The organism is Hydrogenophaga sp. (assembly GCF_051007235.1).
Classification (GTDB): domain Bacteria; phylum Pseudomonadota; class Gammaproteobacteria; order Burkholderiales; family Burkholderiaceae_C; genus Hydrogenophaga.
Window position 1 is genome coordinate 1 of the sequence record NZ_JBPCSJ010000260.1, and the last position, 9,844, is coordinate 9,844.

Genomic DNA, 9,844 nt, shown 5'->3' on the forward strand with positions numbered 1-9,844 from the left:
CCTCGTCGACCTGCTCTTGGCCCAGGGCCAGACGGTGCGCCGCGCCACCAGCCGCACGCCCTCGCAAGCCGGCGAGGTGCAGCTCAACCTCGCCACCGGCGAAGGCCTGGCCGCCGCGCTGGCCGGCGCCGACCAGCTGTTCCTGATGGCGCCGCCCGGCCACGCCAGCCAGCACGAGCTGCTGATCCCCGCCATCGACGCGGCCCAGGCCGCGGGCGTGCGCAAGCTGCTGCTGCTGTCCGCCATGGGCGCCAATGCGGACGACAACATCCCGCTGCGCCGAGCCGAGCTGCACCTGGAGCGTTCGGGCCTGGCCTGGAACGTCATCCGTCCCAACTGGTTCATGCAGAACTTTCACACCTTCTGGCTGCATGGGATCCAGACCCAGGGCCAGATCCTGCTGCCGGTGGGCGCCGCCAAGGGCAGCTTCATTGACACGCGCGACATCGCCGCGGTGGCGGCGAAGCTGCTGTCCTCGGACGCATTCGTGAACGCATCGCACGACCTCACCGGCAGCGAGGCGCTGGACCACACGCAGGTGGCGGCCGTGCTGTCCCAGGCCGCAGGCCGGACGATTGGCTACACCGACATCCCGGAAGACGCGATGCGCCAGGGCCTGCTGGGCGCGGGCCTGCCGGCCGACTACGCCGAGTTCCTGCTGGTGATCCTGGGCGCCTTCAAGGCTGGCTTTGCCGAGCGCATCACCGACAACGTGCAGCGCATCACCGGGCGGGCGCCGATCCGCCTGGCGCAGTACGCGCAGGACTTCAAGGCGCACTGGGCCTGAAGCGTCTGACGCAGCGGATGCTGATGAGGTGGGGTCGGAAATCCGTTTGCTGCCCGCCGGCAGCGGTCGGATTTCCGTTCGCGCCCGGGTCCTGAGCGCCGGTTTCAGGGCCCAAACCGCGGTTGGGAGGGGCAAAACCGCGGGTTAACACCGACTGGCACGCCCCTTGCGCCATGGACGCCACCCTGCGCCCATGACACCCCTTCGCCGTCTCCCCCTTCTGCTGCTGTTGCTGCCCCTGGCGTTCACCGCCCGGGCCGAGTCGTCGGGCCTGCCGACGCTGGAGAAGATTTCGCGCACCGCCACCATCAGCCTGGGCCACCGCGAGTCGTCGGTGCCGTTTTCGTACTACGACGGCAAACGCCAGGTGGTCGGTTACTCGCACGACCTGATGCTGGCGGTGGTCGAGCGCATCCGCCGCGAACTCAAGCTGCCCGCGCTGGCGGTCAAGCTGGTGCCGGTCACCTCGCAGAACCGCATCCCGCTGGTGCAGAACGGCTCGGTCGATCTGGAGTGCGGCTCCACCACCCACAACCGCGAACGTGCGCGCCAGGTCGCGTTTTCGGTGTCCATCTTCGTGACCAGCTCGCGCCTGCTCACCCGCCAGGGCTCGGGCATCGAGGCGCTGGACGACCTCAAGGGCCGCCCCGTGGCGGTGACGGCGGGCACCACCAGCGAACGCTCGCTGCTGCTGCACGCCGAGGCCACCGGCACCCGTTTCGACATCCTCAAGGTCAAGGACCACGGCGACGGTTTCAACCGCGTGCAGGACGGGCGGGCGGTGGCCTTCCTGATGGACGAGGCCATGCTTTACGGCCTGCGCGCCAAGGCCGACCGGCCCGCCGACTGGCGTGTGGTCGGCCAGCCGATGGCGGCCGAGGTCTACGCCTGCATGCTGCGCAAGGACGACCCGCGCTTCAAGGCGCTGGTGGACCGCAGCCTGACCGAGATCATGCAATCCGGCGAGGCGCTGAAGATCTACCGCCGCTGGTTCCAGTCGCCGATCCCGCCCAAAGGCCTGAACCTCAACTGGCCCGCGCCCGAGCCCCTGCTGGAGCTCTACCGCTCACCCAACGACCAGCCCCTGGGCTGACCCTTTCCCCGTTTTTCCAACCCACTCCAAGGAGTCACCATGAAGAAAACCCTGATTGCCTTTGCCGCCGTGCTGGCCACCTCGGCCGTTGTCGCGCAGACCACCGACACCCTCAAGAAGATCAAGGACAGCGGCAGCATTTCGCTGGGCGTGCGCGAGTCCTCGGGCCTGTCGTACACCATCGGCAACGGCAAGTTCGTCGGCTTCCACACCGAGATGGCCGAGCGCGTGATCGCCGACATCCGCAAGCAGCTGGGCATGTCGTCGCTGGAAGTGAAGTACCAGCCGGTGACCTCGCAGAACCGCATCCCGCTGGTGCAGAACGGCACCGTGGACCTGGAGTGCGGCTCCACCACCAACAACGCCACGCGGCAGAAGGACGTGTCCTTCGCTGTGACCACCTACGTCGAAGAAGTGCGCATCGCCGTCAAGGCCAACTCGGGCATCAACGGCATCGCCCAGCTGGCCGGCAAGAAGGTGGCCACCACCACCGGCACCACCTCGGTCCAGACGCTGCGCAAGAACGAGCGCGCGGATGGCGTGGACTTCAAGGAGGTCTACGGCAAGGACCATGCCGACAGCTTCCTGCTGCTCGAATCGGGCCGCGCCGACGCGTTCGTGATGGACGGCTCCATCCTGGCGGCCAACATCGCCAAGTCCAAGAACCCGGCCGACTACAAGATCGTCGGCGAAGTGCTGTCGGTCGAACCCATCGCTTGCATGCTGCGCAAGGACGACCCGGCCTTCAAGAAGGCGGTGGACGACTCCATCAAGAACCAGATCAAGGACGGTTCGCTGGCCAAGCTGTACGACAAGTGGTTCATGCAGCCGATCCCGCCGGCCAACACCAAGGTGGGCCTGCCGATGTCCGAGGCCACCAAGGCCGCCTGGGCCAACCCCAACGACAAGCCGATGGAAGACTACGCTAAGAAGTGAAGGAGCCCCCACGCTCCGCCGCTGCGCGGGTCGCTGCCCCCCGAGGGGGCTGACCCGGCTTGGGGCGGCCCGGCGCCGGGTCGATCACGCTCCGGCGTCGGGTTTGTTTGTTTCTTCTGTTGAATTTTGAGGAATCACCATGGCTACATGGGATTGGCAGGTGTTCTGCAAGGACACCATCGACGGTGAGGTGCGGCCGAGCTGCTTCGGCGCGGGCGGCGACATCACCTACCTGGACTGGCTGCTCTCGGCCTGGGGCTGGACGCTGTCGGTGGCGGTGCTGGCGCTGGTGGTGGCGCTGGTGGTGGGCTCGATCATGGGCATCTTCCGCACCACGCCGAGCAAGGCGCTGGTGGCGATCGGCAACACCTGGACCGAGCTGTTTCGCAACATCCCGCTGCTGGTGCAGGTGTTCCTCTGGTACCACGTGCTGCCGTCGCTGATTCCCGCGCTCAAGAACTTTCCCAGCTTCATCCTGGTGGTGTTCGCACTGGGCTTTTTCACCTCGGCCCGGATTGCCGAGCAGGTGCGAGCGGGCATCCAGAGCCTGCCCAAGGGCCAGCGTTACGCCGGCCTGGCCATGGGCCTGACGCTGCCCCAGACCTACCGCTACGTGCTGCTGCCGATGGCGTTTCGCATCGTCATCCCGCCGCTGACCAGCGAGAGCATGAACATCATCAAGAACTCCTCGGTGGCGTTCGCGGTGTCGATCGCCGAGCTGACCATGTTCGCCATGCAGGCGCAGGAGGAGACCTCGCGCGGCATCGAGATCTACCTGGCCGTCACCGGTCTGTACTTCATCTCCGCCTTCGTCATCAACCGCATCGCCCTGTTCATCGAACACCGGGTGCAGGTGCCCGGCATGATCGGAGGGCATTGAATGAACACCCCCGCAGCGCTTCGCGCTACCCCCTCAAGGGGGCGGCACCAGCCGTCCGGCAAAGCCGGCCCGGCGGTGCCCTTGGCTGGACCCTTGCTCACGCTGCATGGCCTGCTGCCGCGTGATGGAGAACCGACATGAACCTGGATTTTTCTTTTCTGAGCTGGGACGTCGTCACCGGCTTCGTGCTCAAGGGGCTGGTCTTCTCGGTGCAGCTGACCCTGGTGGCCATGATCGGCGGCATCGCGCTGGGCACGGTGCTCGCGCTCATGCGCCTGTCGGGCAAAAAGTGGCTGGTCATGCCCGCCGCGTTCTACGTCAACACCCTGCGTTCCATTCCGCTGGTGATGGTGATCCTGTGGTTCTTCCTGCTCATCCCGCTGATGATCGGCAAGCCCATGGGGGCCGAACTCTCGGCCATCATCACTTTCACCGTGTTCGAGGCGGCCTACTACTCCGAGATCATGCGCGCGGGCATCCAGAGCGTGCCCAAGGGTCAGGTGCACGCCGGCTACGCCGTGGGCATGACCTATGGCCAGACCATGCAGCTGATCGTGCTGCCGCAGGCGTTCCGCAACATGCTGCCGGTGCTCATGACCCAGACCATCATCCTGTTCCAGGACACCTCTCTGGTCTACGCCATCGGCGCGTACGACCTGCTCAAGGGGTTTGAAGTGGCGGGCAAGAACTTCAACCGCCCGGTGGAGACGTATCTGGTCGCCGCCGTTGTGTATTTCGTCATCTGCTTCTCGCTGTCGATGCTGGTGCGTCGCCTGCAGAAGAAGATCGCCATCATCCGCTGAAGCCCGGGAGCCTCTCCATGATCGACATCCAGAACGTTTCCAAGTGGTACGGCAGCTTCCAGGTGCTGACCGACTGCACGACCTCCATCCAGAAGGGTGAAGTGGTGGTGGTCTGTGGGCCTTCGGGCTCCGGCAAGTCCACGCTGATCAAGACCGTCAACGCGCTCGAACCCTTCCAGAAGGGCGACATCATCGTGGACGGCATCAGCATCGCCGACCCCAAGACCAACCTGCCCAAGCTGCGTTCGCGCGTGGGCATGGTGTTCCAGCACTTCGAGCTGTTCCCGCACCTCTCGGTGACCGAGAACCTCACGCTGGCCCAGATCAAGGTGCTGGGCCGCAACGCCGACGAAGCCAAGACCCGTGGTCTGAAGATGCTCGACCGCGTGGGCCTGATGGCGCACAAGGACAAGTTCCCCGGCCAGCTCTCGGGCGGCCAGCAGCAGCGCGTGGCCATTGCCCGCGCGCTGTCCATGGACCCGATCGTGATGCTGTTCGACGAGCCGACCAGCGCGCTGGACCCGGAGATGGTCGGTGAGGTGCTGGACGTGATGGTGCAGCTGGCCAACGAGGGCATGACCATGATGTGCGTGACGCACGAGATGGGCTTTGCCAAGAAGGTCAGCCACCGCGTGATCTTCATGGACGCGGGCAAGATCGTCGAAGATTGCAAGAAGGACGAGTTCTTCGGCAACCCCGATGCCCGCTCCCCGCGCGCCAAAGAGTTCCTCTCCAAAATCCTCCAGCATTGAGCCTGCCCACCGACGCACCTGCCCCGATCACCGGCCCGTCCGGTGGCGCGCCCGGCTCCGGACCCTCGCCCGGCCGGGCGGGCTGGCTGGTGCGCCGGCTGCTGCTGGTGCTGCTCGGCCTGGCGCTGGTGGCCAGCGCCGGTGTGGTGGTGTACCAGCGCAGCTTCGCGCAGGGTGAGGACCGCCTCAAGGCCGCCACCAACAGCCGCCTGGACCTGTTCGCCTCGGTGGTGGAGGCGCGGGTGCGCCGGCTGGAGCCGGTGCCCGCCACCATCCAGCTCAACCCGGCGGTGCTGGCGCTGCTGCGCGCCCCCGACGCCGAGCGGGAGCGCGCGGCCAACGACTACCTCGCACGGCTGAACGCCCACCTGGGCAGTGCCGCGGTCTACGTGCTCGACGTGCGCGGCGTCGTGCTGGCGTCGAGCAACGGTTCCGAGCGCGACGACAGCCTGCTGGGCGAGGATGTGTCCTACCGGCCCTACTACCTCGAAGCCCTGGCCGGGCGCTCGACGCGCCATTTCGCCATCGGCAGCGGCGGGCAGGCCGGCTACTTCGCCTCGCACCCCATCTACGACGGCTCGCGCGTGATCGGCGTGGCCGCCATCAAGATCGGCCTGGATGCTCTGGAACAGACCTGGCCCATGCTGGCAGCACCGGCCCTGGTGGCCGACGCGAACCAGGTGGTGATCCTTTCGTCCCAGCCGGCCTGGCGCTACACCTCGCTCACACCGCTGGCGGCGGAACGGCGGGTGGACCTGCAGCTGACCCAGACCTACGGCTCGCTGCGGCTGCCGATGTTTCCGGTCGAGGTCGCGCTCTCGGTGGACGAAGACACACAGGAGGTGCAGGGTTTCGTCTCGGGTGACGAAGCGCGGCACCGCGAGGCGCTGGGGGCTGGGGGCAACCGGGCCGGCCACCTGGTGCTGGGTCGCTCGCTGGACGGCATGGACTGGCGCGTGCTGATCTTCACCAGCCTGGGCGCCGTGCGCCAGCAGGCGCTGGTGGACGGGGTGGGGGGCGCGGTGTCGGCGGCCTTCCTGGTCCTGCTGGCGCTGTACTGGAGCCAGCGCCGCCGCATCGAAAAGCAGAAGCTGGCGGCCAAACAGTTGCTGGAACAGGCCAACGCCGATCTGGAGCACCAGGTGGGCCTGCGCACGCAGGAGCTGACCGATGCCAACGAACAGCTGCGCCGCGAGGTGGCCGAGCGCAAACAGACCGAGAAGACCCTGCGCGCGGCGCAGGACGAGCTGGTGCATGCCGGCAAGATGGCCGTGCTGGGCCAGCTGGCCGCCAGCATCACGCACGAACTGACCCAGCCGCTGGGCGGCATCCGCACGCTGGCGGGCAACGCGGCCGAGTTCATGCGCCGCGGCAACCACGCCGCCGCGCAGGACAACCTGTCCATCGTCGGGCGGCTGGTCGAGCAGATGGCGCGCATCATCGACCCGCTCAAGAGTTTTTCGCGCAAGTCCAGCGCGTCGCCGGCGGCCACCGATGTGGGCCGCGTGGTCGAGCAGGCGCTGTTCCTGTTCCAGCTGCGTGTGCGGCACGACCAGGTGCGGGTGGACAACCGCTGCGCGCCCGGGCAGTGGACCGCCTGGTGCGACGCCAACCGGCTGGAGCAGGTGCTGGTGAACCTGATCGGCAACGCGATGGACGCGATGCGCGAGTCGGACCCGCGCGTGCTGACCCTGAGCGCCGAGCGCTGCGAGGTGGCCGGTGTGGCCATGGTGGCGCTGACGGTGCGCGACAGCGGCAAGGGGCTGAGCGAGACCGACCAGCAGCGCCTGTTCGAGCCTTTCTACACCACCAAACCCAGCGGCGCCGGGCTGGGCCTGGGCCTGGCGATCTGCCGCGACCTGGCCGCAGAATTCGGGGGCGACCTGCAGGCCCACAACCACCCCGACGGTGGCGCCTGCTTCGTGCTCACCGTTCCCGTGGGCCCCGCTCCCGACACCGCGAAAGACACCCCATCCCGATGAACCGCAACCTCACCGTGTTCCTGGTCGAGGACGACACCGACCTGCAGCTGGGCTGTGTGCAGGCCCTGCAGCTGGCCGATATCGCCGTGCGCGCCTTCGACTCGGTCGAGGCCGTGTTGCCGCACCTGAGTCCCGGCATGGCCGGCGTGGTCGTGACCGACATGCGCCTGCCCGGCGCCGACGGCCTCTCGCTGATCGAAGAAGCGCACGACATGGACCCCGACCTGCCGGTGATCATGATCACCGGCCATGGCGACGTGAACCTGGCCGTGCAGGCCATGCGCAGCGGCGCCTACGACTTCATCCCCAAACCGTTCTCGCCCGAGCAGCTGGTGGAGGTGGTGCAGCGCGCGCTGGACAAACGCCGCCTGACGCTGGAGGTGGCCCACCTGCGCCGCGCGCTCACGCTCAGCGAGGGCCTGGAAGGCAAGCTGGTCGGCCACGCGCCCGCCATCGCCCGCGTGCGCCAGCTCATCACCGAGATCGCCGACTCGCCAGTGGACGTGCTGATCCGCGGCGAGACCGGTACCGGCAAGGAGGTGGTGGCGCGCGCGCTGCACGACCACTCGCGCCGCCGCCACGCGCCCTATGTCGCGCTCAACTGCGGCGGCCTGCCCGACAGCCTGCTCGACAGTGAACTCTTCGGCCACGAGCCTGGTGCCTTCACCGGTGCGCAGAAGCGCCGCATCGGCCGCATCGAGCACGCCAACGGCGGCACGCTGTTCCTGGACGAACTCGAAAGCATGCCGATGGGCGTGCAGGTCAAGCTGCTGCGGGTGCTGCAGGAGCGCTGTATCGAACGGCTGGGCTCGAATCAGAGCATCCCGGTGGACGTGCGCGTGGTCGCCGCGACCAAAGACGACCTGCTGGCGCGCGCGCAGCAGGGCAGCTTCCGTGCCGATCTGGTCTACCGGCTCAACGTGGTGAACATCGAGCTGCCCGCGCTGCGCGAGCGGCGCGAGGACATCCCCATGCTGTTGGAGCACTTCATGCTGCTGGCGGCCAGCCGCTACGACCGGCCCGCGCCGCGGCTGCCCCAGGCCCAGTTGCGCCAGCTGATGGCGCGCGACTGGCCGGGCAATGTGCGCGAACTGCGCAACGTGGCCGATGCGCTGGTGCTGGGCGTGGGCCCGCAGTGGGTGTCGCCGCACGCGGCACCTTCCGAGGCCGCTGCGGCGGGCGAGCCCGGCCTGGCCGAAACGGTGGACCAGTTCGAGCGCAGCCTGATCGCCGACGCGCTGGAGCGCCACGCCGGCAACGTGGGCCAGACCGCCAAGGCCCTGAGCGTGCCCAAGACCACGCTGGTGGACAAGATCCGCAAGCACGGCTTGCGGTAGGCCGGACGCATGTTGAGCCCCTTCAACCCAGGCTTCTGAGCACTTCCTCGGCCGTTGCCGGGGCGTTCATGGTGTCCGGCCGCCCGCCCGCCTGCGCCACCGCGTCGCGCAAGGCCTCGAACACGCTGATGCCCAGCATGAAGGGCGGCTCGCCCACGGCCTTGCTGCCGTGCACGTTGTCCTCGCGGTTGGCCTCGGGCCACAGGTCCACCTTGAAGTGGGCCGGGATGTCGCCGGTGCTCGGGATCTTGTAGGTGCTGGGGGCGTGGGTCTGGAGCAGACCTTTGCCGTTCCAGACGAGTTGCTCAGTGGTCAGCCAGCCCATGCCCTGCACGAAGGCGCCTTCGATCTGGCCGATGTCGATCGCCGGGTTGATGCTGCGGCCCACGTCGTGCAGGATGTCCACCTTCAGCACGCGGCTCTCGCCGGTCAGCGTGTCGATGGCCACTTCGGTCACCGCCGCGCCGTACGAGAAGTAGTAGAACGGCCGGCCCAGCATGGTGGTCTTGTCGTAGTGGATCTTGGGCGTGCGGTAGAAGCCGTCGCTCCAGAGCTGGATGCGGTTGGCATACGCCGCGCCCACCACGTCTTCCCAGCGGCGGGTGGTCTTGTCGGTGATGACCTGGCCGCCTTCGAAGCGCACCGCCCCTGCGCCCACCCCGTCCAGCCCGGCCACGAAGGCGGCGAGGTTCTGGCGCACCTGGCGCGCGGCGAACTGGGCCGCACGGCCGTTCAGGTCGGTGCCGCTGCTGGCCGCGGTGGCGCTGGCGTTGGGCACCTTGCTGGTGTCGCTGGCGGTGCTGAGCTCCTTGTCGAAGGGCACGCCCAGCTCGTCGGCCACGATGGCCGCAACCTTGGTGTTCAGGCCCTGGCCCATCTCGGTGCCGCCGTGGTTCACCTGCACGCTGCCGTCGGTGTAGACGTGCACCAGCGCGCCGGCCTGGTTGAACAGCGTGGCGGTGAAGCTGATGCCGAACTTCACCGGCGTGAGCGCCAGGCCTTTTTTTATTATGGGGCTCTGCGCGTTGAAGGCCTCGATCTGCTCGCGCCGCTCGCGGTAGCCGCTGGTGAGCGCCAGTTGCGTCATCAGGGGGTCGAGGATGTTGTCCTCCACCGTCATCTGGTAGTGGGTGACGTTCCGGTCGTCGATGCCGTAGAGGTTGCGCAGCCGCACGTCCAGCGGGTCCGTGCCCAGCGCGCGGGCGATGTCGCTGAGGATGCGCTCGATCACGATCACGCCCTGCGGGCCGCCGAAGCCGCGGAAGGCGGTGTGG

Annotated in this window: 9 protein-coding genes; 8 read left to right on the plus strand and 1 reads right to left on the minus strand. The window is 67.8% G+C overall.

Annotated features, from left to right (window positions below; genetic code table 11):
• From ACR2JA_RS09410 to ACR2JA_RS09445, 8 genes are all read left to right on the plus strand, one after another.
• The coding region (locus ACR2JA_RS09410) for an NAD(P)H-binding protein (RefSeq protein ID WP_434008830.1) at positions 1 to 787 on the plus strand (787 nt) is incomplete at its 5' end.
• Positions 788 to 980: 193 nt separating this feature from the next.
• The gene (locus ACR2JA_RS09415) at positions 981 to 1,880 is read left to right on the plus strand and encodes a transporter substrate-binding domain-containing protein (RefSeq protein WP_434008831.1); all 900 of its coding nucleotides are present in this window, start codon (positions 981 to 983) and stop codon (positions 1,878 to 1,880) included.
• 39 nt (positions 1,881 to 1,919) lie between these two features.
• Positions 1,920 to 2,816, plus strand: coding sequence for a transporter substrate-binding domain-containing protein (locus ACR2JA_RS09420; protein WP_434008832.1), 897 nt, complete (start codon positions 1,920 to 1,922; stop codon positions 2,814 to 2,816).
• A gap of 139 nt (positions 2,817 to 2,955) precedes the next feature.
• Positions 2,956 to 3,696: an amino acid ABC transporter permease gene (locus tag ACR2JA_RS09425; RefSeq protein WP_434008833.1), complete on the plus strand. Its 741-nt coding sequence runs from the start codon at positions 2,956 to 2,958 to the stop codon at positions 3,694 to 3,696.
• A 137-nt stretch (positions 3,697 to 3,833) separates the two neighbouring features.
• Positions 3,834 to 4,499 carry an amino acid ABC transporter permease gene (locus tag ACR2JA_RS09430; protein ID WP_434008834.1) on the plus strand — a complete coding sequence of 222 codons (666 nt, stop codon included), beginning with the start codon at positions 3,834 to 3,836 and terminating at the stop codon, positions 4,497 to 4,499.
• Between the two features lie 17 nt (positions 4,500 to 4,516).
• On the plus strand, positions 4,517 to 5,251 hold the full coding sequence (locus tag ACR2JA_RS09435) for an amino acid ABC transporter ATP-binding protein (protein WP_434008835.1): 735 nt from the start codon (positions 4,517 to 4,519) through the stop codon (positions 5,249 to 5,251).
• A complete protein-coding gene (locus tag ACR2JA_RS09440) occupies positions 5,248 to 7,233 on the plus strand; it encodes an ATP-binding protein (RefSeq protein WP_434008836.1) in 1,986 nt (661 codons plus the stop codon). Before ACR2JA_RS09435 ends, ACR2JA_RS09440 begins: the two co-directional genes overlap by 4 nt.
• A complete protein-coding gene (locus ACR2JA_RS09445) occupies positions 7,230 to 8,570 on the plus strand; it encodes a sigma-54-dependent transcriptional regulator (protein WP_434008837.1) in 1,341 nt (446 codons plus the stop codon). The genes ACR2JA_RS09440 and ACR2JA_RS09445 overlap by 4 nt, the downstream gene beginning before the upstream one ends.
• Before the next feature lie 22 nt (positions 8,571 to 8,592).
• On the opposite strand, the gene ACR2JA_RS09450 is transcribed toward ACR2JA_RS09445, so the two are convergent.
• Positions 8,593 to 9,844, minus strand: a 1,252-nt coding sequence (locus tag ACR2JA_RS09450) for a molybdopterin cofactor-binding domain-containing protein (protein WP_434008838.1), incomplete at its 5' end; no start/stop codon positions are given.

Coding starts and splice junctions, on each gene's coding strand:
- ACR2JA_RS09415 (WP_434008831.1), top strand. CDS start 981: ATGACACCCCTTCGCCGTCTCCCCCTTCTGCTGCTGTTGCTGCCCCTG.
- ACR2JA_RS09420 (WP_434008832.1), top strand. CDS start 1,920: ATGAAGAAAACCCTGATTGCCTTTGCCGCCGTGCTGGCCACCTCGGCC.
- ACR2JA_RS09425 (WP_434008833.1), top strand. CDS start 2,956: ATGGCTACATGGGATTGGCAGGTGTTCTGCAAGGACACCATCGACGGT.
- ACR2JA_RS09430 (WP_434008834.1), top strand. CDS start 3,834: ATGAACCTGGATTTTTCTTTTCTGAGCTGGGACGTCGTCACCGGCTTC.
- ACR2JA_RS09435 (WP_434008835.1), top strand. CDS start 4,517: ATGATCGACATCCAGAACGTTTCCAAGTGGTACGGCAGCTTCCAGGTG.
- ACR2JA_RS09445 (WP_434008837.1), top strand. CDS start 7,230: ATGAACCGCAACCTCACCGTGTTCCTGGTCGAGGACGACACCGACCTG.